Annotated in this window: 30 protein-coding genes; 29 read left to right on the top strand and 1 reads right to left on the bottom strand. The window is 42.0% G+C overall.

What is annotated here, in order from left to right; all coding sequences use genetic code 11:
- The first annotated feature begins 3 nt into the window (after positions 1-3).
- From ACFO9Q_RS10960 to ACFO9Q_RS11005, 10 genes are all read left to right on the top strand, one after another.
- On the top strand, positions 4-456 hold the full coding sequence (locus ACFO9Q_RS10960; RefSeq protein ID WP_379181770.1) for a hypothetical protein: 453 nt from the start codon (positions 4-6) through the stop codon (positions 454-456).
- Positions 457-548: 92 nt separating this feature from the next.
- Positions 549-818 (top strand): hypothetical protein, encoded by a 270-nt coding sequence (locus tag ACFO9Q_RS10965; RefSeq protein WP_379181772.1) that lies wholly within the window; start codon positions 549-551, stop codon positions 816-818.
- Between the two features lie 53 nt (positions 819-871).
- Positions 872-1405, top strand: coding sequence for a hypothetical protein (locus tag ACFO9Q_RS10970; RefSeq protein WP_379181774.1), 534 nt, complete (start codon positions 872-874; stop codon positions 1403-1405).
- 72 nt (positions 1406-1477) lie between these two features.
- Complete coding sequence (locus ACFO9Q_RS10975; protein WP_379181776.1) at positions 1478-1750, top strand: hypothetical protein; 273 nt, start codon at positions 1478-1480, stop codon at positions 1748-1750.
- Between the two features lie 731 nt (positions 1751-2481).
- Positions 2482-2958 carry a hypothetical protein gene (locus tag ACFO9Q_RS10980; protein ID WP_379181778.1) on the top strand — a complete coding sequence of 159 codons (477 nt, stop codon included), beginning with the start codon at positions 2482-2484 and terminating at the stop codon, positions 2956-2958.
- Positions 2959-3033: 75 nt separating this feature from the next.
- On the top strand, positions 3034-3498 hold the full coding sequence (locus tag ACFO9Q_RS10985) for a DUF2691 family protein (RefSeq protein ID WP_379181780.1): 465 nt from the start codon (positions 3034-3036) through the stop codon (positions 3496-3498).
- A 235-nt stretch (positions 3499-3733) separates the two neighbouring features.
- Positions 3734-4066: a DUF3024 domain-containing protein gene (locus ACFO9Q_RS10990; RefSeq protein WP_379181782.1), complete on the top strand. Its 333-nt coding sequence runs from the start codon at positions 3734-3736 to the stop codon at positions 4064-4066.
- A gap of 350 nt (positions 4067-4416) precedes the next feature.
- Positions 4417-5580, top strand: a complete 1164-nt coding sequence (locus ACFO9Q_RS10995; RefSeq protein ID WP_379181785.1) for a HEAT repeat domain-containing protein — start codon at positions 4417-4419, stop codon at positions 5578-5580.
- Positions 5581-5994: 414 nt separating this feature from the next.
- Positions 5995-6483, top strand: a complete 489-nt coding sequence (locus ACFO9Q_RS11000) for a DUF6933 domain-containing protein (protein ID WP_379181787.1) — start codon at positions 5995-5997, stop codon at positions 6481-6483.
- A gap of 27 nt (positions 6484-6510) precedes the next feature.
- Positions 6511-6927: a VOC family protein gene (locus ACFO9Q_RS11005; RefSeq protein ID WP_379181789.1), complete on the top strand. Its 417-nt coding sequence runs from the start codon at positions 6511-6513 to the stop codon at positions 6925-6927.
- A 687-nt stretch (positions 6928-7614) separates the two neighbouring features.
- Here ACFO9Q_RS11005 and ACFO9Q_RS11010 read toward each other — a convergent pair.
- On the bottom strand, positions 7615-11283 hold the full coding sequence (locus ACFO9Q_RS11010) for a beta-galactosidase (RefSeq protein ID WP_379181791.1): 3669 nt from the start codon (positions 11281-11283) through the stop codon (positions 7615-7617).
- Between the two features lie 345 nt (positions 11284-11628).
- Between ACFO9Q_RS11010 and ACFO9Q_RS11015 the strand changes: the two genes are divergently transcribed.
- The 19 genes from ACFO9Q_RS11015 (at position 11629) to ACFO9Q_RS11105 (ending at position 22391) form a co-directional block, all read left to right on the top strand.
- Positions 11629-11964 carry a hypothetical protein gene (locus tag ACFO9Q_RS11015; RefSeq protein WP_379181793.1) on the top strand — a complete coding sequence of 112 codons (336 nt, stop codon included), beginning with the start codon at positions 11629-11631 and terminating at the stop codon, positions 11962-11964.
- 14 nt (positions 11965-11978) lie between these two features.
- Positions 11979-12260, top strand: a complete 282-nt coding sequence (locus ACFO9Q_RS11020) for a hypothetical protein (RefSeq protein WP_379181795.1) — start codon at positions 11979-11981, stop codon at positions 12258-12260.
- A 169-nt stretch (positions 12261-12429) separates the two neighbouring features.
- Positions 12430-12717 (top strand): hypothetical protein, encoded by a 288-nt coding sequence (locus ACFO9Q_RS11025; RefSeq protein WP_379181797.1) that lies wholly within the window; start codon positions 12430-12432, stop codon positions 12715-12717.
- Between the two features lie 19 nt (positions 12718-12736).
- Positions 12737-13303, top strand: a complete 567-nt coding sequence (locus ACFO9Q_RS11030; protein ID WP_379181799.1) for a hypothetical protein — start codon at positions 12737-12739, stop codon at positions 13301-13303.
- Positions 13304-13353: 50 nt separating this feature from the next.
- On the top strand, positions 13354-13821 hold the full coding sequence (locus tag ACFO9Q_RS11035) for a hypothetical protein (RefSeq protein ID WP_379181801.1): 468 nt from the start codon (positions 13354-13356) through the stop codon (positions 13819-13821).
- Positions 13822-13879: 58 nt separating this feature from the next.
- The gene (locus ACFO9Q_RS11040; protein WP_379181803.1) at positions 13880-14728 is read left to right on the top strand and encodes an EamA family transporter; all 849 of its coding nucleotides are present in this window, start codon (positions 13880-13882) and stop codon (positions 14726-14728) included.
- A gap of 48 nt (positions 14729-14776) precedes the next feature.
- The gene (locus tag ACFO9Q_RS11045) at positions 14777-15517 is read left to right on the top strand and encodes a metallophosphoesterase (protein WP_379181805.1); all 741 of its coding nucleotides are present in this window, start codon (positions 14777-14779) and stop codon (positions 15515-15517) included.
- Entirely contained in the window at positions 15514-15870 is a 357-nt protein-coding gene (locus ACFO9Q_RS11050) for a histidine phosphatase family protein (RefSeq protein ID WP_379181808.1), read from the top strand. The genes ACFO9Q_RS11045 and ACFO9Q_RS11050 overlap by 4 nt, the downstream gene beginning before the upstream one ends.
- Before the next feature lie 192 nt (positions 15871-16062).
- The gene (locus tag ACFO9Q_RS11055) at positions 16063-16539 is read left to right on the top strand and encodes a YcxB family protein (RefSeq protein WP_379181810.1); all 477 of its coding nucleotides are present in this window, start codon (positions 16063-16065) and stop codon (positions 16537-16539) included.
- Positions 16540-16583: 44 nt separating this feature from the next.
- On the top strand, positions 16584-16952 hold the full coding sequence (locus ACFO9Q_RS11060) for a serine hydrolase domain-containing protein (protein ID WP_379181812.1): 369 nt from the start codon (positions 16584-16586) through the stop codon (positions 16950-16952).
- A 65-nt stretch (positions 16953-17017) separates the two neighbouring features.
- A complete protein-coding gene (locus tag ACFO9Q_RS11065; RefSeq protein WP_379181814.1) occupies positions 17018-17506 on the top strand; it encodes a serine hydrolase domain-containing protein in 489 nt (162 codons plus the stop codon).
- 28 nt (positions 17507-17534) lie between these two features.
- The gene (locus ACFO9Q_RS11070; RefSeq protein WP_379181816.1) at positions 17535-17906 is read left to right on the top strand and encodes an iron chaperone; all 372 of its coding nucleotides are present in this window, start codon (positions 17535-17537) and stop codon (positions 17904-17906) included.
- 3 nt (positions 17907-17909) lie between these two features.
- On the top strand, positions 17910-18449 hold the full coding sequence (locus ACFO9Q_RS11075) for a hypothetical protein (protein ID WP_379181818.1): 540 nt from the start codon (positions 17910-17912) through the stop codon (positions 18447-18449).
- Between the two features lie 16 nt (positions 18450-18465).
- Positions 18466-19044 carry a hypothetical protein gene (locus ACFO9Q_RS11080; protein ID WP_379181820.1) on the top strand — a complete coding sequence of 193 codons (579 nt, stop codon included), beginning with the start codon at positions 18466-18468 and terminating at the stop codon, positions 19042-19044.
- Between the two features lie 42 nt (positions 19045-19086).
- On the top strand, positions 19087-19584 hold the full coding sequence (locus ACFO9Q_RS11085) for a hypothetical protein (protein ID WP_379181822.1): 498 nt from the start codon (positions 19087-19089) through the stop codon (positions 19582-19584).
- A 55-nt stretch (positions 19585-19639) separates the two neighbouring features.
- Positions 19640-20293, top strand: a complete 654-nt coding sequence (locus tag ACFO9Q_RS11090; protein ID WP_379181824.1) for an HAD family hydrolase — start codon at positions 19640-19642, stop codon at positions 20291-20293.
- Between the two features lie 4 nt (positions 20294-20297).
- Positions 20298-20843 carry a GrpB family protein gene (locus ACFO9Q_RS11095; RefSeq protein WP_379181826.1) on the top strand — a complete coding sequence of 182 codons (546 nt, stop codon included), beginning with the start codon at positions 20298-20300 and terminating at the stop codon, positions 20841-20843.
- 25 nt (positions 20844-20868) lie between these two features.
- Positions 20869-21405: a hypothetical protein gene (locus ACFO9Q_RS11100; protein ID WP_379181828.1), complete on the top strand. Its 537-nt coding sequence runs from the start codon at positions 20869-20871 to the stop codon at positions 21403-21405.
- A 164-nt stretch (positions 21406-21569) separates the two neighbouring features.
- Entirely contained in the window at positions 21570-22391 is an 822-nt protein-coding gene (locus tag ACFO9Q_RS11105) for a YitT family protein (RefSeq protein ID WP_379182733.1), read from the top strand.
- The last annotated feature ends 99 nt before the right edge of the window (positions 22392-22490 follow it).

Below are 22490 nucleotides of genomic sequence, written 5' to 3' on the forward strand. Positions count from 1 at the left end.
GTCATGGCAGCAGGATATTATCAGATCATTCTAATTCCCAGCATGAATTGGGCTGAGTTAACAGAAGATGGAATTGAATTTTTTGGTAGCAGTACTATTCAATTTAAGCTTCTAGTAAAATATTTAGAATCGTTAAATGATTTATTCAATTCTTCTCCACCTGATAAGTGGCCATCGTTTGATAAAGAATGCTACTTTTCATTTGATGATGGAACTAATAAGTTCGATTTAGAGTTAAATACAGGACAAAAAGAAATTAACATTTCAGAAGTTTCAGTTAGGACATCTTTATATAAACCAAATGGAAATATATTAAAAACACTTGAAATCTGTAAAGACATTTGCAATCAATTTAATTTAAAACCATGGGACATGAAAATAAGGAGAATAATTGATTTGAATAATAAAAGTGATATAGCCGAAGTAGTTAATAAATTTAATTCATTTCCTATGTAAGTAATTCAAGAGGCAGATGCACATCTAATCACAGGCTAAGTCTTCAACCCTGCGGACCAATCCTGATTCTTCAATAAGGAGAGGAACATCCAATGAAATCCACTATAATTCAAGCACTCATCTTTTCTTTAGGTATTAATCTGTTACTGGTCATTGGGTTTTATATATTTATTAAGTTTGAACAGATGAAAGAAATCCGTGAGATAGAGAAAAATGGGGGTCAAGTTTTATCTTCAAATATCGGGCTGCAATGGGTTGGGGAGGTTACAATATTCAACTTAATGGTTCCAGGGCTTTTAAGTCTTGTTTTTTTCTCAGGAATATATGCATTAGGTAAATGGCTTGTGACTAGAATGTTGTAGGCGAAATACTATAAGCATCGATGTAATGAATAAGACTTAATTGGAGGAGATTTATGCTATTTAAGAAATTCACCAATTCAGATGAGTATGCACTTCCTATTGACTGGGAACCAGAATGGAGTGTTGGAGCACCGATACCTCATGTTATTTCTTCAGGGCATCAATCCTACTTGATTTATTACATAGAAGAAGAGAGCCAAGACTGGGACGGAATTAATGTTAAAGTTATGGATTCCAATGCTAATGAGGAACTACCGATAGCTGTAGTTGAATTTAAAGGTTGCTATGCTTATAAATTTGGTGGAGCAAATGATGAAGTATTGTACGGCCATCCATTATACAAAAAGGGGTTAAAATTTTACAGTGCACATAAAGTCATCAATTCTAATTGGATTAAAGCAGAAGAAAAAATAAATAGCGTACATGACTATTACAACCCAGAGCCGTGGAGAGATCGTATTCATTATTTACTACTATTTCATGACGAATTATTTGAATGCATAGCTGATGGATATGAAACTTCGGTGTACAGAGAGTCATTTAAAACAGTACTATCTAAAGTTCTCAATAAAATGAATTGTCTGTAGTAAAAAATTCGGCGGTAGGTGATTACAATTAACCTTTATTCTAGTGATTTCACTTTTTTAGATCCATGGAATATGGATGAATCAATTCTTTTTGTAGAGCAGCTTAACAAGGAGATTGGACCTAAACATCTACTTGCTGGAGTGAGGCTAAAGACAATTGCACGAAGATTTGATCAGGACGATGTATTATTTCAATTAATTGATGAACCTCATAAATATGTCGAAGTACATTTAACATGGACAAATAATAAAAACAATGAATGGCCAAGAGCTAAGATATTCAACTCTTTCGAAGAATGGATACAAATGAAAATGATTCCTGATCATAAATTGAATGAAGTATGAAGAGATCATATTAATGTAATTCAAGGAGATGGGAACATCACTTAACACCGTGTTCACGCTTCGGGCATTCGGCCCTCGGTACAGCAGGAGTTAGATGTGAGCTCAAAGAAGTAGTTGCCAATAGCAGGGAAGCATAATTAACTGGACATATCCATCTCTAAACCGCATCGCAGCTGCCCTCGGGGTTTAAGGGAGTTGGACGTCAATAATCTAAGAACGTTACACTAAGAACGTTACACGCAACACTTCGAAAGCGGGAAAACTATGAAGATTTAGATGATTTTTTAACGGGAATAAAACTAATTCAAAACTGGGAAGAGAAATTAAGAACTAAGTATCCAGATCGAGAATTTATTTTATTATTAAGTTCCACAATTGAAGGCAAAGAAGCCGTAATCAGATTTTATCAAATAAGGTAATGAGGCTGGATGGATGGAACTGAACAATCTTGAAGAATATAAAGAGGAAGCCATATTAGTATTAGAGATTCTGAATGGAACTCATTGAAGCAAAGAGAGTTTCGTTAAAACCATATTCACACTTCGGGGCATTAACCCAACGGTCCGCCAGTAATAAATCCGAAGAAGTAGTTTAAGAGGAACACCTGCAAGGCTACTGTCGGCGTCACCTGGCGGAGTAAGTCCCTTTGCTTAGTAGCAGTACAGCTTAAGCCTTTTGGCATATCGTGAAAGAACGATATTAGAAATGACCGAAACCATGAAAGGAAACGAATGAAACAATTACCTAAAGGAATCACTGATTTCGGAAAACCAGAAGAAAATGAGTCGATTTCCGAATTAGAATTCAAACTATTTTGTTACAAGCTACTAGTTGAATTTAAGTATGTAGAATTAGAAGTCATTGAATTGAGCAGTGGTAATTACTATTTAGGAAAGTTAAAGACCAATAACAAAGAACTCTGTATTTTAATGAATAGGCATTATCCTATAGTTGGGTTGGCTGATTATTATGATTATGGGATTGCTAACTTCATTGATCATAAAGAAATATGTGAATATATAAATTCAGAGAACAGATTGTTAACTCTAGAAAGTACATATAAACATTATCGTTGTATGAGTGTGTTGGACTTGGAACGTGAAGTAGATGAAGTAACTTTAAAATTACTAGACAGTCAGGAAATCAGACAAATAAATTATTGGAAACCTCAAAAAGTAAAAGACATTGTATTTAATAATTGGGATTGAGTAACTCAGAAAGCCTAAGGAGCTATAAAGCAGATGAGGGTTCTTGAGTAAAGCTAAAAGGGGGAACTGTATCTGATGAGAGGGATCAGTTTTGAAATCCCAAATATGTACGGTAGATTTCTTGGGGACATACTCAAGCGTTTTGACATGGATAAGTACAATTGGCGAATTGGTGGGGAAGAAGCATATCGAATAGCTAATGGTACATTAGGAGATGCCCTTTTTCCAGAGCCTATAGACAGTATGGATGGAGGTACTCTGAAAAGCATAGTAGAGAACAACGATTACTATATAATATTTCAGGATCTGAAAGCTTTCCCTAAGGGTAAGGACACGATTGAAATAAAGACTTATGAAGAATATCTTGTCAGTGATTGTGAACTCGTGCTTTTGGTTATTGATAGTGTTTATGTTGCAATATACTGTAAGGATAGAAGAGTGACGGAGTATATTTATGGAATTTCGATAAACATGGGATATACAAAAGTTAAATATATAACAGACGAAAACGATTTTAGAACTCGTCTTACTGTTTGGTAAAGAAGTATTGAAGGATGCCAAAGGGACAAAGACTTGGGATAAAATCATAATTGACAAGCAAAAAGATTCAGAAGGAATTAAAATAGAATTTGAAGATGATAACTTTGTATTACCACTAATCATTAATACTAAGCCCGATATTAATTTTACCTGGGGAACCTCATTAGGACTTCAAAAATAAATTAAGACCAGATAAACCAGAGCTGAAAGTCATAAAAAAATTCGAGGTGTATTCATGCTAGACGCATTCACAAAGAAGAGAATAGAAAAAATAATGACAGAGTATATTGATAAGAAAATCCCGAAGCACTTAAGAGATCAGATAAAGCTCAATTATAAGTTCAGAGGCAAAAATGTGACTTTGGTTGAACAAAGACCAGCTTTCAAGGGAGAAGGTTGGGTGGAGTTAGATATTGCGCAATTCCGGCTAGATCAGAATAAATGGAAAGTATACTGGAGAGATAGCAAAGATAAGTGGCACTATGTAGAGGAAATAACGCCTGAAGAGGATATTGAAAAACAATTAAAAATCGTTGACACAGATAATAGAGGATTATTCTGGGGATAGAGCCGCGGGGCCTGACGCTATGGACTAAGCGTAGAAGATTAGAAATAGAGATGAAAGTGGGGGTCATTTTATTTTAAATCGCCTTGGCCTTAGGCATGCCTTTGGGAGAGTATGCTATGGGTGGTAAGTATCCGGGGAAATTACCATCACCATTACGTTTTGCTTGCTTCATTCTGATTGTCATTCTAGTATTAATAGCCTCAATTGTAATGGTTAGAACAGAATTATTATTCCCCGATTGGACAAGGTATGCGAATTTTTAGAAGAGATGAATCGAGCAAAGCTCGTGAGCGCTTTCATTAAGAGATAGTGTATACTAGATTTACTAACCGTGCAAAGGATGAATGGATATGAATCAGGACTTCAGCGGGCTGGGCCGCCGTCACTTACAAAATGAGTCTTACGGAATTGCAGCTTATTGTTTCTATAGAGCGATTGCAGAACAAGCAGCGGACGGAAGCGCTTGGAATGGTCTCGTGCTTGCGCTGAGCTTGATGCGTAAGGAGGTCGACACGCAGACGATTCTATCCAGGTATGCGCTGCAGCCGCAGCTTCCCTACGATAAGCAGCTGGTTCCAATTGCGTTCATGATGTTCCGTAATTATCCGCAGGCCATGGCTGGATGGGCTCGCTCAATGGTAGGGCGCCCCGGCGTAAGTTCGCAGGAACAGAAGTCCTTCGCTGGGATGGCGGAGGATATTGAAGCCCAATACCGCAAGCTGGCAGAGGAACGTGGAGAAGAGACTCTGAAGCGCGAAGGAATGTTGACGCTCGAGGATTATGCAGCAAGGGTCATCGAGCTGGACTTGATTGTGAAGGGAACAACGGATTCACTCTTCGCCCAGGCGGAAGCTTGGCTTAAGGACGATTCAATGGTGCTCACTGCCGTCCGTATGCTGTGCCTCCTGCCTGATCCACGTAGCGAGCGGTTGCTGCGCCGGGTGTGCCGCGATGAGTCTATTCCTGGCAAGATGAGAACACATGCGCTGCTTGCACTTAGATGGCTGGGCGTACGCGGGAATGTTCGTCTCCATAAGCTTGGCGAGTCGTTCGTAATCGATCTGGACAACCCGAAGCCTGAGCTTACCCTCTCGGTCCCTGAGGCGTACAAGCCTGCCTTGGATCGAATGTGTCTCTGGCTGGCGAAGGAGCAGGGGGCCGTCACATCAGAGGAATATGAGCGGTATGCGGGAACGGAGGAGACGGAGCTGCCCCAGCATCTTGCTGAGAAGGTGAATGCCGCAGATCTACCTGGACTTCTGCAGGAGGTCATTCATACGGTCATTCGAAGTGCTAATGACGAATATTATCCGTTAGTTCCTAGTATTAGCGGATACCGCTCGTGGAGCAACGCCTTCCTAATCGTGATGAAGCAGTATGTGGAAGCCTCCGGGGGAACGTGGAACTATGGGGCATTGGAGCCGGACGATACCGCAGTGCTCCATCGCAATTGGATGCTCAGCGCAACGCCTGACTTCCATGAGCAGATCGCGGCTGGCAGAAGCAACAGTTGAGTCTGAAAAAGTGGAAGCCGGCCCTTGTTACGATGACAAGGGCAGGCTTCCACCTTTTTGCGGTATGCTTCCTAATTTTAAGCAGTGGCTCCTCTCTAAGAGGAGAAAAAAATGGTATGCAATAATATTGTAGAAGTAACCGGAGAAGTCCATGATTAGGACACGACCCCGAGAATATCTAAAGAAGATTCTAGGAATCTTATAACACAATATCCACGACTAAAATAAGAACTTTAAGGCGAAAGACGAATGAAAGTTGCTTATCTTGAACCTAAAGGGACATTTTCAGAAGAAGCAGCAATACCGATCAAGAAAGGGCAAGATTCAAAGAACGCTTCTACATAGAAGAATTTATGCATTAGAATTAGTTGTTCAAACCATTGTTGATCATACTAGAAGAGAGGGCTGACGCTTGTGTTCGTCTTAAGATTCACTCAAGACCTGATGAAGGATATGAAAGTCTCGCCAACAGAGCATGCAGATACATCAGAGCTTTTTAGCTGGCATTCGCATATCTACAGACTGAATAATCGGAAGCATATTATCTTCATTAATGATTTAAGTCGACTGTGTGTAATCATTGATGGAGTTAGAACTGCGCAGATAAAACAGTTGAAACAAAAATTCCTCTCTACCCTTGAACAATACCTGTTATATGAAGACATTCATCAAGGTTTAGTTAACGCGTATGTGAGTAGTAAATCTGAGATCATAATCTCAAAAACGAATAGTAGAAGTGTTCTGGCAACCATGAAAGAAATTACAATGCATGAGACTGATGCCCACCTAGATTTAAAGGATAATATGGAAAGAATGAAGTGGCTAAATAGATTGATATATAAACCAATCGATTATAAAGAACCAATCCATGTATTTAAAGATGCCATACAAAACCAGTTCTAATATCGTTACTTCACAGGAGGGGTTTACTTGAACGAACCATGGTCGAATAGGATACCTGCCATACAATTCCGAGTTGCTAGACCAACCCATCAATTGAATAAGATTGTAGATTTCTATACTAACGGTCTTGGTCTAAACATTGTAGGATCCTTCCAAAATCATGATGGTTACGATGGTGTGATGCTTGGACTGCCTAGCATCAACTATCATCTGGAATTCACCCAGCATGAACATGCTATTCCCATTCCACCACCCTCTGAAGATAATCTCTTGGTATTCTATATACCTAACCTGGAATCCAGAGATGAAGTTGTATCCAGAATAATCTCTATGGGATACCCTGTAGTCGAGCCTGAGAACCCTTATTGGAAGCTTAACGGCATAACAATCTGTGATCCTGATGGATGGAGAATTGTATTACAGGCCACAAGTGGAATTTCATAGTTAATTGGGAGCTAGTTGTACGTAGAACTAGATGAGGCCGAGGAGGCTACATACATTCTTACAAATCATAGAATTCAGAAGCATAAACTTAGTTTTATTGTCTTATTGATCTCAATAAGTGTTGCGGTGTATTTATTTGCTTTCATATTGCCTTATGCAGACCGGAAAGGCTTTTTTAGTGAGAATGATGTGCCCAACAAAATAGAAGCCACAAAGTATTTGTTCTTATGTCTTACAATGCTAGTCGGTTATTCAGTGGTTTTAAGCAAATATCTTCAAAGAATAACATGTATCAGATTTTTAAATTATCCCTTGGCTATCTTCAATGTGTATAGCGGGTTCTGGTTAACCCTAATTTACAAGGGTGGTACAATACTATGGTTCATGATGCCTACAATTATTTTATTAGTAATTGCATTGCCATATGGCTTTTATAAGGGATTATTAAAAGATATACAAAGTCGAAAGTGAACTCGACAGGCAAATCGAGAGGATTTGTCATTGACTAACAAAGTTCCTCGATCAGGTAAATAAACGAATCCACTCGTCTATATGACGAATGTCTACACCGTTACATTATAAAACCAAGGCTGCCGGAAGACCGGCAGCCTTGAGTTCATTCCAGTAAGATGCAGGAACCTATCGCTTGCAACGAGAGGGGTTCTTCATAACCTGCATCAGCAAGCGTTAATCCCGATAGATGCGAATGGAATCGACATACAAGGTGCCCGGCCTGGCGATCGGCTGCGCCGCTTCCACATAGATGGTGAGCAGCTCACCCTTCCACAGTGGACTCACGGTCGGATCGATCGTGTAGGTCGTATACTTGTCGTCACGGGCCGTCATCGTGAACGGCACGGTACCCGTGAACGCATCGGAGAAGGGAGCTTGTTCATAGAGATTGACGGCGCCCTCCCGTACGTTCGACTTGTAGCGGAAGCGCAGAAGCCAGTCGGTTATATCCGTGTCGTTCTTCACCTTCAGCTCAATCTTCTGGCCGGGCTCCGCGAAGAAGTAAGCGGACCAGCTCTGGGACATGAGCCGCGGGAGCCCCGTCTCGAAGCGAGCTTCCATCACGCCGCCCGCGATAGGGAATAGGCCGGGGTTCGCCGGATTATAGAAGGCGTCGTACGTATAATCGAACTGCCAGGAAGCGAGCGTCTTCGTCTGCGTAACGGCGATATCGCCAATCTCGATCGCCCCGCTGTAGCCGTGCCCGGTGACCGGCTCGATGACGAGCTGATCAATGACACCTGCCCAGTTCACATTACGTCCAATTGGGAAGGCATAGGTCCTGTATTCGGAGTCATTAGGCACAACCGGTATCAGGACGGATTGCTCGGGCTTCCAGACGTCTGCCGACTTCCACGATACCTTCGCCATCGGAGAGCCGGTGCCATTCTTCAGGCGGAAGGAGATCAGCTGAGCCTTCGAAGCAGCAAGCTGCAGCCGGTCCGGCGAGGTCAGCGACTTGACGCCGAACTGCAGCCCCGCATGCAGCCGTCCGTCCGCAACTCCCACCTGCTTGAAGCCGCTCTGCAGCGTCCAGCCCTGCAAGCCGCCGTCCACCGTATCGCTGAATGTCCACCCTTGAACAGTTGGCTCAGGTGTCGGATGAGTGGCCTTCTTCACCGCCTGCTTGCGGACTAGAACTAGCGGAGAGACAATCGGCTGACCGTCAATCATGCGCACCTGAACCTTGTCGCCGGATGGCGCTTCCAGCTCAATTCGATATATCCCTTCCGTCTGCGGTGTGAAGTGTATTCGAACGGCAGACTTACCGGGAATAGACTGGAAGGTCTGCGCTTCACCGGCTGCCGACCATTGGTCTGTACCGAGCTTCTTGTACAGCCTGAAGTTAAGAGCTGTATCAGGCTTCACGCCTTCAATCTCGACGTCTACCCCGTTGAAGGGGCGCTGACTCTCAATAACAGCAGCCAAGGCATTGGTGCGCTCGACTGTCACCTTGCCGGTGCGTTCGGAGCGGGGCGCCTGCTCAGTCACATACCGATTAACTCGGTAGGCGAGATTGCCGTCCTCCGCCTTGTACCAGCCAACAGAGCCGGCCGGCCGATCAAGTACAATCCGGTAGGTGTCCGTCTCGAGTGTGCCGGGGACGGGAATGTGGAACCAGTCCTTGTCTGCTGGGTAGAAGTATTCCTTGGAGGTTACGGCCTTGAATGTGCCTCCAATCTTTTTATAGATTGTACCGGTCAGTCCATTGGGTTCGTTATTGGCCGTCCAGACCGGAATTTCTACCGAGCTTATGGCGGTTCCAGGCGGAACGGTGAACTCCAGGCTAAGACTGTCCGTCAGCACTTCGGCCTCGCTGCCCGGCAGCTCGGAAGTCACTTCTTCCTCCCGCCACTCGCCAGCAGGCACGAAGTTAATCTCGGCATAGCGGATCGCTTCTGTGCCGTCGCCCAGATCGTCGATGATCAGATCGTTCTGTACATCCTTGCCGCTGTTGCGCGGCGAATCAGCCCAGTTGGTATCATGGAAGACGGCCGTCTTCCACTTGCCGGTTCCGGTCTTCTGTACCGTGCCGAGCGTCTGCCAGGTGCCATCGCTGTAATGATACAGGGATAGGCTGAACTGGTCGCTGCCCTGATCGTAATAGTCGATGCTGATCGTCGTGCCGTACATCGTGTTATACTGCTGGCGGTCATCCACATCGAACAGGATGCGTGGATTGCCTGCTGCGGTCATGACCGTCTTCTCGCCGTTCAGCGTGGTGAAGACCGGTGTGGCGCCTGGTGCATCATATTGACGCAGACCTTGCCAGATATTACGGATCTTAACGGGACGCGTCAGCCGCGCCTGCTCGCTGGAGAAGTCTCCGAGCCTGGCGTACAGCTTGGTGAAGACCGCCCGTCCCATCTGCTCGTGTGCATAGTGGTAGTACGGATTAACCTCCTTGGAGGCAACATCGTAAGGGAACATATACAGCCCGTCCACACCGTCCAGCATGGCGCGATTAATGAACGAGATGGGGTGCCCGAAGAATTCATTCGTATTCTGCCCAATCGACGCCCCTGCTTCATAGATCGTCGGAATGCCGGGTCTGTGACGCATACGGTTCATCATATAAGAAGCATCCGTATAGGCGTCCCACGTATCGTAGAGCTGGCTCATGCCGTTCTGCTTAATGCCAATGCCGCGTTCGACAGCGAGCTGAGCCACACGGCGGTAGATGAAGTTGCGGTTGGTCTGCTCATGCAGGCCGTACGCCATCTGAATCAGAAGCTGCTTCTTCGGAAAATACTTCTTATACAGCTCCATGCACCAGCGGATATGCTCGAGATACATGTCCTTGTTATAGCCGAGCGACAGCCACTGCGGATCGAGGGTGCCCTTCACATCATTGTCGAGCATCACTTCCTCCCACCGGCCGACGCCGCCGACGATGATGCGATTAACACCTGGATGGTTCGCATAGCGCTCCGCCATCGCGCTGACAAGCTTCTCATACTTTTCCCGGAATACGGGATCGAAGTAGTTGGGGAAGCCCGGAATACGTAATACCTTAGGCGAGGCATGCGGAACAGCATTGATATGGTCGATCACAAGTGAACCAGCCCCATCCATACCCCATGCGAGCTTATAATCGCCGGTCTTGCCCTGAAGGTGGAAGGTAGCCGTCTTCGTTCCGGAGTCGCCAGCAGCGAGCGTCCACGAGTAAGTAATTGCCTCAGCTGCCGGATCGGCCGGTATGGCCTTCACCCACAGTGTCGAGTCAGCAAGCGCCTTGACGTCGAACTGAACGGAATAAGACAGGGGCGGGGTGATGGAATAGACCGAAGTGAGAAATCCAGGATGACCGGCTTCATCCGAGTCTACGGCAAGCGACCTGCTGCCTGCAATAACCAGCGACGGATCTTCCGTAAGCTGAGCAGGGGAAGCAGGAGTATATCGATTCCGGTTCTGTTCCCAATCCTCCCACTGGCCGTCGATTATACGACGGACATTATACTTTTCGAACAGCCATTCCGGCGTTACGTCAGCCAGATTGTCAGCCGTGGCGAGGGCTAGCGTCACTTTTTTGCCCTGACTCGACCAATTGCGAATGCCCTCATCGAATAGCTGCCAGTTGTAGACGCCTTCCGCATGCTCAATCATATCCCAATGCGCAGCAACCTCGACGGTTGCGATATCGGGACGAAGAACTCCTGCTGTCGACTCATAGGTGTACGTCTGACGGGCCATATTCACGAAGCCGTGATCCGGCAGGCTCTCGACCGGAACCGCCGAGAATCCTTGGCTGCTTGCCGCTCCTGATATTGGCGGTGGAACAATTACGGACATCAAGACCGCCAACGATAAAGCCTTGCCTGACCATGTTCTGCTGAATCTCACGCAATCAACTCCTGTAGAATAAGATAGCCGGATGTACCGGTTGCACCGGATTTGCCCGGTGGGCAAGTTAATTGTAAAGTTCGATGTAACCGCATTCAAGAGCAATTGTTTGTGCTTTGGGTTGGATTTTGCGGTGTATCCAGTAATTAGAAGAGAATGATATAATGGGAAGGTGAGCGTGATGGCTTGAACCAACCTGTCAAGTTGAATCGGATTTTCCAACAAGACCATATACAGCGCTTATCGAACAAGTTAGGATCTGGAAGAATAACTAAGTGGGAACGGCCAACAGATAAGAGGTATACAAGCATCCAACATGAATTTTTTACTGAAGGATTCATAAGTATGCCTGGTCCAGGTGACTTCGTTCTACTCGTCGGCAAGCATCTGTGTGAGTTAAGCTCTTCAATCAGGTGGGCCGCGTTCCTGGATAATGAAGAGATACAGGAAGATCTTCGAGCAATAGCATTCGAACTCTCTAGTTGGTTAGGCAATCCTCTCTACGCACCTGATCTGTTCGGCTTGAATGCCTATCTGTTCGACGAGCACACCATGCAAGAGGCAAGGATCTGGCTATACCGCGAATATGGTGACCCTTCGTCTGATATGAAGTCTATGCTGCATGATTGGAAAGCTGAGAATGAATATAGGAAGTACTACATAGATGAGTTCACTGACTAAGGGGGAAGCAAATAATGGAAAAGGAAAGTTGTGACTTAGTACACCCTAATGGTGTTAAGGAAAAGAAGCTAGAAGTGGTTGATGGCTACACGATCAAGTATCATGCGAATGGAAAAACAATGTGGTCCAAAGGAAAGGTGATTGACAATCAGCCGGAGGGTTACTGGGAGTGGTATCGTACCGACGGAACCCTAAAACGTTCAGGGTATTTCGACAAGGGCGAGCCGGTGGGGGAATGGGTTACCTATGACAGTAAAGGGATGAAGTACAAAACGACAAATCGTGGTAATGGCTAGGCTATGAGGGTGAACCAGAACAAACGTATTCGAGAGATATTGTATGTGAGCAGATGCGAAACAAATCATACATGCTTTCTTACAAATTGACGAGTTAATCGATGATAACATATAAGGTTATGGGGGTTTTTGCTGGGTTGATTTTAATCAAATAGAAGATCTCGATCAATTGAGTGAAGCTCATATTGCTGAATTGTTATATTTTGCATTGACGGGAAGCTCAATCATTCCTATCCCAAGCGATATATCGAGAGTTTTATTGAATTTCACGGAGGAAGGCTTGTTTATAGATTTATCAAGGATAAAGAGAGATCAGAATGACATTCAGATTCCAATAAATGTAGTTAGGCATTACAGAGACATGGATAAAGTTTATAGACTGAAGGATGAAATAAAAGACGGTAAAGCTTGGTTAGTTCTTTCAAAGGAATCGTGGAAGATTATACAAGAGGCGTGATTATAGGGAGCGGCGATGAATGAAAATCAATTGGAAATATTGCGTTATTGCTCTTTTATTTTTCAGTGTTACTTTCTTGTATTACAAAGAAAATCAAGAGAATAAGAAATACGAAAATTATCTGTCACAGGAATTACAAAATCGTCACAATGAACTCATTGGAAACCTATTTATTGTTAAAGACGAAACAACCTCGTTTCTTAACGAAACGTTAAATCCCGAAATGAAGAGGAACATCGCCGAACGATTCTATCGAATCTCAGTGCTCTCTCAAGAACTTAATTACTTTATCAGTAATGTTCAACAAGAAAAAAATGATCTATTAAAAAATCAAACTTCAAGTGTTTCAAGTGATTTAGCCTGGTTTTTTGAGAACCAAGACTTAAATTCATTATCTAAAGAAGATAGAGCGAAGCTTACCAGAATAAATGTAATTTCTAACGAGTATAAAGGGGTCAATAGAAAGAATCAAACAGAAATTAAAAAATACAATTCCAATCCTTTTATTAAGAGTGAGAAGTGGAAGAGTGTAATGGTTGGACTGGACGAAGTGTCAAGAGAATACAAAAATGCGTTTAGCAGTTAGCCATTAGAAAGGATGCTAGAGAAGTTGCTTAAAAGGAGAGTGGAAATCACTTGAAACCTCAGAACAGAAATCGATATATCGGTGTATCCATGATTATAGTTGGATTGTTAATTCTAATAATTGTCCCACAGCTTGATGATACGAGTACAGAAAGATTTTTTTATATAAGTGGCCATGGTGAACAAGTAGGAGAGGTTCCGAATGCTCAAGAAACGGTGTACTACTCCATAACCTTACAAAATCAAGATAATAAGACTTATAAGATTAAGGCGATTGAACCCATTATTCCTCTAGAGATAAGGAAACTTATACTAGATGATAAAGTGCAAATCAACAAACGAGCGACTTTGAAAAAGAACGGTGAACTTGAATTTGAAGGACAATTCATTATGAATACGGCTTATTTCAGTCAAAATGAGATAAAGGCACTTTTGCCAATGATTGATTTGTATAAGATTAGGTATGACGAAAATGAAGAAATATTATTAAATACAAAGGGTCAGATCGTGATGCAGTGAGACCTGGTTGACTTCATAAGTACAAGATCGCTATACGATTCCATCATATAAAAGTCAGGTGAGCTGGTTGACCCTTGCTGCTGTTGTTCTAGTCATTTTATCTGGACTAATTCATTCTGTTTGGAATCTCTTTGCAAAGCAAAGTATAAATAAAAACGTATTTCTTTGGTGTTGTCAGTTGGCTGCTATCCTTATATTTCTGCCAATGTCAGTCATTGAGCTGCGGACAATTGACACGGTCCCATTAGTAGGATACCTATTACTTCTGGCTAGTATGATATTACATGGTATTTATATATTCCTGCTAGCGAAGACGTATACGATTGGTGATCTATCTCAGGTGTATCCCATCATGAGGGGAACTAGTCCATTATTCGTACCTATCATTGGTGTGCTTATGCTAGGAGAGAATTTAAGCATTCAGGGATGGATCGGGATAATCATGATCGTAATAGGTATTTTTCTAACAGGGGACATTAATACGAAGTGGAGGTTCAATAAGCCAATCCTATTAGCCATTATGGTCGGATTAATAATTACTTCATATACGGTAGTTGACAAAATCACACTTAACTACATCCCTGCTTTTACCTTGAATGAAGCAACGAACATCGGAAATTTAATCGCACTTACCTTTTTAACTATGAGATCACAAGGTATTCGTACAGAATGGAGAGTCAATTGGAAAACGATTATTTTAGGCGGAATCCTTGCTCCAGGGGGATACCTGTTGTTTCTGAAGGCGTTAGAACTACAGCCAGTCTCACAGATCGCTCCGATGCGCGAGATCGGAACCGTATTCGGGACAATTTTTGGAGTCTTCCTATTGAACGAATCACAAGGCAGAAACAGAATTATAGCATCCATTATCATAACCGCGGGAATCATTATGCTTGCTTATCAGTAGGGGTAACCCAATGACTGAAGAATCCATTTCTAAACAAAAGGAGATTATATGAGAAGAACAATCATGATTAGCGATATTCATGGCTGTATGAATCAATTCAATCAAATGCTGCATCATATTCAATTTGATTCAAGCGCTGATCAATTAATCTTACTCGGTGATTATGTCGATCGAGGACATTATAGCAAAGAAGTTGTTGATAAAGTAATCGAATTAGTTGAGAACCATCAAGCTATTGCTCTTAAAGGAAATCATGACCAAAGATTAGTAGACTTAATAAAAGGTGATAATCTCTCGGTGAGATCAAAGTTTATAGAGCATGGAGGAGTCCAAACCATTCAAAGTTATTGTGGTTTAGATGAAATTGTAAACCATAGAATAACAGATGAAATGTTTGACCAATGGATAGCCTTTATAAAAACTCACTATAAGCATCATATAGACTTCTTGAGTAAGTTACCTTGTTATTATGAAGACAATCATCACATCTATGTTCATGCGGGATTAAATCCTAGTTATAGAGACTGGAAGGACCAACCCGAACAAGACTTTATGTACATTAAAGATGATTTCATTCAATCAAGTTTTAACTTAGACAAAAAAATTATCTTTGGGCATACAAGAACAATAGATATTCATGGCAAATCGGATATCTGGTTTAGTGGGGACAAGATAGGAATTGACGGTGGTTGCGCGTACGGAGAGCAATTGAATGGTTTGATTTTTCAGAATGGATGTTATTCTTCCGTTGTAGTGGCTTCGTCAGATGAGAAGGGATATGTTAGATGAAAACGATATATCTCATTAGACATTGTAAAGCAACTGGTCAAGAACCGGAGGCGGAACTTACACTTGAAGGACAGGAGCAAGCAAAGAAGCTCTCTGAATTCCTTTTACATGAGCAGATTGAATTGGTTTATTCGAGCCCGTATGTAAGGGCAATAAATTCAATAAAGCCATTATGTGAGTATTCGAAAATTCCGTTACATATTGATGTTAGGTTGTCAGAAAGAATTCTAAGCTCAGAAGACTTACCTGACTGGACGGATAAATTAGAGCAATCTTTTATTGATATGAACATGAAGCTGCCAGGCGGAGAGTCCTCAGCAGAGGCGGCTCTTAGGGGCCCTTATTGGCTTTGATTATCAAGAATTATAAAAATGATTTCGGATATAAAGAATGGAAAGAAATGAAGAACCCCGACATATTCAAACTAAATATAGAGGAAAATCAGTTTAGTATGGAACGAATGTGGAAGTAATATGTCTGAAGTTTAAGGAACTCATTTCAAGTCGTGCCGCGGCGTAAATAAATTTAAGAAGGGGTATCATTTTATGCATTTTGGCTTTAAATATTCCAAGGAAGAATACGTTAAGGCTATGAGAGAATCCTATGACGACTCTAAATTTATCGATCTACTTGTAGCTGTAGGACTATTGTCATTGGGCATATATTTATCGTTTACTGATTCCTATGAGTTATTTAGTGCCATTTTTATCGTTATTTCTTTGGTTTACATCTTTATGATTTTCTCGAAATATTTTATTCTGCCAACTATCGTATACAACCGAGAACCAAAGTTTAAAGAGGATTATGAGCTCTCCTTTCTAGAGAATGAAATACTATTTAAAGCAGGAGCAATGAATTCAACCATACCGTGGAGTTATTATTTTGATTATAAACAATCTAAGGATTTTATCTTTTTAAAATATGCTAAGGAGAGATACACCGTCATTCCGAAGAGAATTTTTAAAAATGATGAAGAAGCAAAAGAGTTTATAGACTTATTAAAAATAAAAATGGTTAAATAGAGGTTATTTTATATAGCTTGAACCTAAAAAGGAGCAGCCAATCCATGATGGGAAGGATTAATTCGGATAAATGGGCTTCGTTTCGGCACTTTATAGATAAAAGTAAAGTTCATAGCTGTCTAGTAAGCTCTGGAGATAAAATGGTTTATGAGTATTATCGGAACAAAAAGTCTCAGAAGAAGCTATATAAAATTAATTCGGTTACCAAGAGCATTACCTCCTGCCTCGTTGGAATTGCTATTCAACAGGGGCTGATTCGGGATGTACATACACCGATCGCTCACTACTTTCCTTCCATTCTCAAGGATCAAGATACTAGAAAACAACAGATTACCATTGATCATCTGCTCAGTATGACTGCTGGGTTCGACTGGCCAGAGCTGGGCGAGTGGAATGGTTGGCCACACAGATGATTCATAGCTCGAATTGGGTCAATTATGTTCTGGAGAGACCCTTACGTTCTAATCCCGGTGAGCATATGAACTATAATTCAGGCTGTAGTCACTTGCTAATTGCAATCCTCCAGAAACTAACAGGAACTAGTGCGAAGAGCTATGCGGATAAAAATCTATTCTCCCACTTGGGAATTAATGAGTACCTATGGCATGAAGACCCGCAGGGTATTAATATTGGCGGCTTCGGGTTACATATGTCCATATCCGATATGCATAAGTTCGGGTCTCTCTACTTACGGAATGGGGTATCGAATAACAAGCAATTGTTGAGCGATGAATGGATCACCTACACAACCAGACCCAATCTGCTTACTTATAATCACATTGGCTATTATGGTCGTCATTGGTGGGCACCCGTTCATTCTCCAGAACATCCGTATTATTATGCGATGGGCATGGGAGGGCAATATATTTGTATCGATTCAACGAATGAAGTCGTTATTGCGCTGACATGTGACACGTATGGTGATACACTGAAACCGCTCAGAGCGATTGATGAATTATTAGCTTAGTAAACACTTAATATAGGAGGCGGAAGTTATGGAGGTCTTTGAAGAATATGTATCAGGTATACAAAAAGAGGAACAGCGAGCTCGTGTGGTGGAGGTTTTTGAGTGGGTTAGTCAGACCTTTCCACACTTGGTGCCCAAGATAGCATGGAATCAGCCTATGTTTACGGACCATGACACGTTTATTATTGGGTTTAGTGTAGCTAAGCAGCATATGGCGGTTGCCCCTGAGAGGGCTGGGATGGAACGTTTTGCTGATGATATCGTGAAGGCTGGGTACGACCACACGAAGGAATTGATACGAGTTCGGTGGGACAGTCCAGTTGATTACTCGCTGCTTGAGAAAATAATTAAGTTTAATATCAAGGATAAAGCGGATTGTACGACTTTTTGGCGGAAATAGCCAATGTCCTGGCTTCTAGGAAAACTCAAGAGTAAGGTGGCACCGAATGAATCGCAATCGACAGTTGATGAGCTTACTTTTAAACTAACAATTGAAGTAAAAGATGAGTTTAAAAATTTTAGTAAATACAAACGAATAAAAGTTCCCGTTATTTATTTCAGCATACAAGTGTTTATAAATGATAACGAACTTGATCAAGTTTTTGTAGAAGATCAATTTCTTCAATCGTTGCTTCACGAAGGTAAGTACCCCATGTTCACATGTACCTGCGGAATTTTTGATTGTGGGGGTTACTACATAGAGGTAATTCATAGAAAAGATAAACTGTGTTGGTACGCAGAGGATCCTCCATTTAAGGACCTTGAAATAAAGTCATCTAATTATTTTCAGTTTGAGTGGGAAAATGTATTTGAATTTACAATGGAGCTAGTTGCTCAGTTAGATGAGTTGAATAAACTCTATGACTCAAAGGGATTAACAAGGCCTTATGATCTAAAGGAATACTATCTGACAATTGAAAAGTTAAAGAAAATGAGACATTGAACGAGGGGGAGACTCTGTGAATGAAAAAGAGCGAAGAGCCTATTTAAAGCTACTCCATTATGGCCTTATTGAAATTAGACATCTTTCTTCACAGAAGTCCTTGTTTCATTTCATTAAGAATCGTAAGAAAATAAACAATCTGAGTGACGTATTACATAACCTACCCATACTCTTGCATAGCGATAGATTTGATGAAAAACTTATCTGGAATCAATTAATTGACACTGTGCCAGAATACATAGAGTATTTTAGAGAAGTATATGAAGATGAACTTTCTGCGTATTTTGAGTTTAATTTCGCTCTAGTAGAGCCCTGGTGTGAGTTGTCCGAAGAAGCAAGAGATGTAATGACACGGGAACTATATAAGGAATTAAAGGATCGAGATTCGTTGTTTTTCAATAAATTTACTGCATTAGCACGCAGAATAGATAATGATGATGTTCTTTTTAGAGCTAAGAACCAAGATGAGGATGAGTTCTTTGTAGTCGCCCATCTAACCTGGAATAACACTCTGCCGTCACTACATATATATAAGTCCATTGAAGAATGGAAAATAGATCATATGATGAAGACGGGAAAGAGTACGAAGTATTAATCGACGAATAATGAGATTCCAGGATACCGAGTAGGAAGAGAGTTGTTAAAATTGCTTGACTATTTCAAGATAAACGCTCAAAAAGCATATCGTGAGATAATAGCTATATCAGAGTCTCCATGCTTTTTATTTTCTAATGATCCTGAATTAAGTTCAATTGAAACGAAAAATAACTATTACTACATTCATGGATTTAATAGATTAATAAAACATAACAAAATAGAAATTGACCGGATTGTTTGGGCCTTCGCTTACTTAGAAGACGAATTAGAAAAGTATCTCATTCGATTTTATAAAGATAAGAAATTTGTTTTAACTATTAATGCCGACATACAAATCCCCGCATTTACACTTCTAGTGAAGTCCTACCATAATGAGATGCTATTAACTCCATCACCAAGTATTCAGAATTTAGTTGAGTGGTACAAGACGGAGGCTTGTTTTACTGGACTTACCATCTCTGAGACTCAAGATGAGAATGAAACAGAAGACGAGCCAATTGACTCTTATAGATCTAATGTGAAAGTTATATGCACCTAACGAAAAATGATGAGGGATTTCATTGCTATATTGTTCATGCTAGGAGGTGAGCCGCTTGAAAGCATTTATATTTGATATGGACGGGGTCATCATTGACAGCGAGCCTATACACTTCGAGATAGATGTTCAAACGATGAAGAGATACGGAGTTACGATTACGCACTACGAACTAGAGAGATACGTTGGCATGACCAATCCTGAAATGTGGCAATTGCTGAAGCAGCAATACGAGCTGCCTGAAGAGATCTCAGACATTATTGAATATCAGCTATCATCAAAAATTGATATAATCCGGAACTTGGATATCGCTCCAATTCCGGGTATAGCTGAACTAATATCTGAGCTTAAATCAAACCAAATAAAGCTGGGCGTTGCTTCCTCTTCACCCATTAGATTTATCAATGAAGTCTTAAAGAAATTTGAATGGCTTGCTGAGTTTGAATGCGTAATAAGCGGAGAAGACATGGCAAAAGGCAAACCTGCACCTGACATATATGTTGCAGCAGCAGGGCTGCTAGAGGTTGAACCACAGGAATGTGTCGTACTTGAGGATTCCAGGAATGGAATCTTAGCAGCTAAATCAGCCAATATGACATGCATTGGATATTGCAATCCGAATTCCGGCAATCAGGATCTATCACATGCAGATCTGATTGTTAAGGATATTCGTGAGATTAAGGTAATTGATTTTCTTCATAAGGAGCATTGACAGAATGGAAGACCATTGGAGGATATCGCCTTATAATCCGGAATGGGCAGTAATTTTCAACGAGGTGGGGTCAAGACTTAGAGAATCTCTGCAGGAGCAGGCATTACGCATAGACCATGTAGGGTCAACCTCCATAATTGGATTAGAAGCGAAGCCAATTATAGATATACAAATCTCCGTGATGAACGTTGAGGATGTACTTCGTTATCGATCCCAGATTGAATCAGTTGGCTTCGTATACAGAGAAGACAATCCAGACAAGACGAAGAGATATTTCAGGGAGATTCCTGGGACTAGAAGGACTCATATTCATGTAAGGCAGTCCGGAAGTTACTCAGAACAGATTACGCTGTTATTCCGTGATTACCTACGATTGCACCCTGAAGATTGCCTTCGGTATGCTAAGGAGAAGCATAGACTGATGGCTCTGTACAAGAATGATCGTCCTAAGTATGTGGATGGCAAAGGCCCTATCGTATGGGATATTATTGAAAAAGCACATCAATGGTCACAAGAACAAGGCTGGAAGCCTGGTGTATCTGACAAGTGAGATAAATAGAGAGGATGAACTCATCATGATGGTATTCTTATTCATACTTGGTCTCATTGTGTTAGTGATCGGGCCGATTGTTGGGGTTATGAGCTCTGACTTAGCTACAGCAGCGATAAGTATAGCATGTGGTGGTCTGCTGATTGGCCTATCTAAACTAATAGAGATGGTTGAAGATATTAAAAGCAACTTACTCCGTGCGCCACTGACCACTAGTCAAGTTGCTACAATTATCAAAAACACGATGACCTATGAGATTGAGTCAAAAGGGCTTGAAATCGAACTTAACAGTGAGAACGAGAATGGATATTCGGTCATAAGAATCGAAGACGACTATTACATTGCTGTTAGCCTTTTTAGTAAGTATTTAACGAAAAATGAAGAGGAATATATATTTGCTTTACCTAGGCAGGATGTAATCACTCTCTACTTGGAATACAACTATTATAAAGAGGTCGGATTGTTTAAAGTAATGAATGAGGTCTATGTCAACTTAAGTAAACTGAATGTACAACCAATCTTCTCAGGGAATTCAGTAACTCTAAAATATATCCAAGACTAACTTCACCAATGAGGAGATTGTGGGGGCGGCTTGAATAAAGGTGAGCTTTAACCCATTAGGGTATAGGATCATCGTGTTTCCCCCTTTCTTATGCTATAATGAATGACAGTCATTCAAGTGAGATGAAATTGGAGTGGATATGCTTGCGTCTGAAATACTTAAATATGATTGCTATCTTACTAGGATCGGCCGTCATGGCGTTCGGAATTAACAGCTTCAACTTGGCTAATGGGCTGGCAGAAGGCGGAATTACGGGTGTAGCCCTGCTGCTCAAATATGTGGTCGGATGGGATCCAGGTCTATCGAGCTTGCTCATCAACGTGCCGCTGCTGCTGCTGGGATGGAAGGTGATGGGGAAGACGGGGTTCATCTACGCGCTGATAGGTGCGGTGTCCTTCTCCTTGTTCCTCGTACTCTTCGAGCCATTCTCCATGACGCTCGAGGATCCGCTGCTCGCTTCCCTGTATGCGGGAGCATTCGTCGGAGTTGGGCTAGGTGTGGTGTTCCGGTACGGTGGCATATCAGATGGGGTGGATGTCATTGCCCGGCTGCTCCATCAATCGTTAGGGTGGAGCTTCGGACGGACCCTCTTCCTCACCGATGCCCTCGTGCTGGCTGCTTCCCTGTTCTATCTGGATATTCAGCGAGCGATGTACACAATGATTGCAATCGTGATTGGGACCCGGTTAATCGATCTTGTACAGGAGGGAACTTCCTCAGCTAAGGCGGTAACGGTTATCTCGAAGCAGCCTGACCTGATTGCTGGCCAGATTCTGAAGGAGATGAAGCGCGGGGTCACATTCCTGAACGGCAAGGGCGCTTACTCAAGAGAGCCTCAGGAGGTACTGTATTGTGTCATTAGCAAGCGTGAGACGGGCAAGCTGAAGCAGATTGTGAAGGATTCCGACCCACATGCCTTCGTCATCGTGAACGATGTACATGAGGTGTTAGGCAAGGGCTGGGAGTCTGAGCATACTCTAGTCTGATTATGCAAAATAAACCAATAAACCGGCTGACAAGATCATCCGCCGGTTTATTTGGTTACCATACTATACGTTATAATGAATGAATATCAGTCATAAAAC

The organism is Paenibacillus sp. GCM10023252 (assembly GCF_042653305.1).
GTDB lineage: Bacteria > Bacillota > Bacilli > Paenibacillales > Paenibacillaceae > Pristimantibacillus.

Excerpts from the sequence above, each read along its gene's own strand:
- ACFO9Q_RS10960 (WP_379181770.1), top strand. The coding sequence starts at position 4 with ATGGCAGCAGGATATTATCAGATCATTCTAATTCCCAGCATGAATTGG.
- ACFO9Q_RS10965 (WP_379181772.1), top strand. The coding sequence starts at position 549 with ATGAAATCCACTATAATTCAAGCACTCATCTTTTCTTTAGGTATTAAT.
- ACFO9Q_RS10970 (WP_379181774.1), top strand. The coding sequence starts at position 872 with ATGCTATTTAAGAAATTCACCAATTCAGATGAGTATGCACTTCCTATT.
- ACFO9Q_RS10975 (WP_379181776.1), top strand. The coding sequence starts at position 1,478 with ATGGATGAATCAATTCTTTTTGTAGAGCAGCTTAACAAGGAGATTGGA.
- ACFO9Q_RS10980 (WP_379181778.1), top strand. The coding sequence starts at position 2,482 with ATGAAACAATTACCTAAAGGAATCACTGATTTCGGAAAACCAGAAGAA.
- ACFO9Q_RS10985 (WP_379181780.1), top strand. The coding sequence starts at position 3,034 with ATGAGAGGGATCAGTTTTGAAATCCCAAATATGTACGGTAGATTTCTT.
- ACFO9Q_RS10990 (WP_379181782.1), top strand. The coding sequence starts at position 3,734 with ATGCTAGACGCATTCACAAAGAAGAGAATAGAAAAAATAATGACAGAG.
- ACFO9Q_RS10995 (WP_379181785.1), top strand. The coding sequence starts at position 4,417 with ATGAATCAGGACTTCAGCGGGCTGGGCCGCCGTCACTTACAAAATGAG.
- ACFO9Q_RS11015 (WP_379181793.1), top strand. The coding sequence starts at position 11,629 with ATGCCTGGTCCAGGTGACTTCGTTCTACTCGTCGGCAAGCATCTGTGT.
- ACFO9Q_RS11020 (WP_379181795.1), top strand. The coding sequence starts at position 11,979 with ATGGAAAAGGAAAGTTGTGACTTAGTACACCCTAATGGTGTTAAGGAA.
- ACFO9Q_RS11030 (WP_379181799.1), top strand. The coding sequence starts at position 12,737 with ATGAAAATCAATTGGAAATATTGCGTTATTGCTCTTTTATTTTTCAGT.
- ACFO9Q_RS11045 (WP_379181805.1), top strand. The coding sequence starts at position 14,777 with ATGAGAAGAACAATCATGATTAGCGATATTCATGGCTGTATGAATCAA.
- ACFO9Q_RS11050 (WP_379181808.1), top strand. The coding sequence starts at position 15,514 with ATGAAAACGATATATCTCATTAGACATTGTAAAGCAACTGGTCAAGAA.
- ACFO9Q_RS11055 (WP_379181810.1), top strand. The coding sequence starts at position 16,063 with ATGCATTTTGGCTTTAAATATTCCAAGGAAGAATACGTTAAGGCTATG.
- ACFO9Q_RS11060 (WP_379181812.1), top strand. The coding sequence starts at position 16,584 with ATGATGGGAAGGATTAATTCGGATAAATGGGCTTCGTTTCGGCACTTT.
- ACFO9Q_RS11065 (WP_379181814.1), top strand. The coding sequence starts at position 17,018 with ATGAACTATAATTCAGGCTGTAGTCACTTGCTAATTGCAATCCTCCAG.
- ACFO9Q_RS11070 (WP_379181816.1), top strand. The coding sequence starts at position 17,535 with ATGGAGGTCTTTGAAGAATATGTATCAGGTATACAAAAAGAGGAACAG.
- ACFO9Q_RS11075 (WP_379181818.1), top strand. The coding sequence starts at position 17,910 with ATGTCCTGGCTTCTAGGAAAACTCAAGAGTAAGGTGGCACCGAATGAA.
- ACFO9Q_RS11095 (WP_379181826.1), top strand. The coding sequence starts at position 20,298 with ATGGAAGACCATTGGAGGATATCGCCTTATAATCCGGAATGGGCAGTA.
- ACFO9Q_RS11100 (WP_379181828.1), top strand. The coding sequence starts at position 20,869 with ATGATGGTATTCTTATTCATACTTGGTCTCATTGTGTTAGTGATCGGG.
- ACFO9Q_RS11105 (WP_379182733.1), top strand. The coding sequence starts at position 21,570 with ATGATTGCTATCTTACTAGGATCGGCCGTCATGGCGTTCGGAATTAAC.